The following is a 436-nucleotide window of genomic DNA, read 5'->3' on the forward strand; positions in this document are numbered from 1 at the left end:
ATGAAAAAGCATCTTTTAACCCTTGTTGTACTCATGCTGTTTTCTACTGTAGCTTGGGCACAGAAACATTCTCCGGTAGGCACTTGGACAAATGAAGAAGGCAAAGCCCGGTTTGAAATCTACAACTGTGGTGAAAAACTTTGCGGTAAGATCGTGTCCCTGAAAGAGCCGATGCGTAATGGAAAGCCTAAAATGGACGATAACAATCCTGAAAAGAAGCTTCGCAACCGTCCACTGCAGGGTCTTGTTTTCCTGAAGGATTTCGAATACGATGGCGGCAACAAATGGGACGAGGGCACTATTTATGATCCGGAGAGCGGCAAGACCTACTCCTGCTACATGAAGATGAACGGGAAAGACAAAATGGAGGTGAAAGGCTATATCGGCATTTCGCTGATCGGCAGATCACAAAACTGGACCCGTGTCTCTAATGATG

General features: G+C 45.9%; 1 protein-coding gene. It reads left to right on the top strand.

The genetic code is table 11. The annotated features are described in order from the left end of the window. Positions 1-33 precede the first annotated feature (33 nt). The coding region (locus OB13_RS20790) for a DUF2147 domain-containing protein (protein WP_461492099.1) at positions 34-436 on the top strand (403 nt) is incomplete at its 3' end.

The sequence above is a fragment of the Pontibacter sp. HJ8 genome (genome assembly GCF_054824225.1).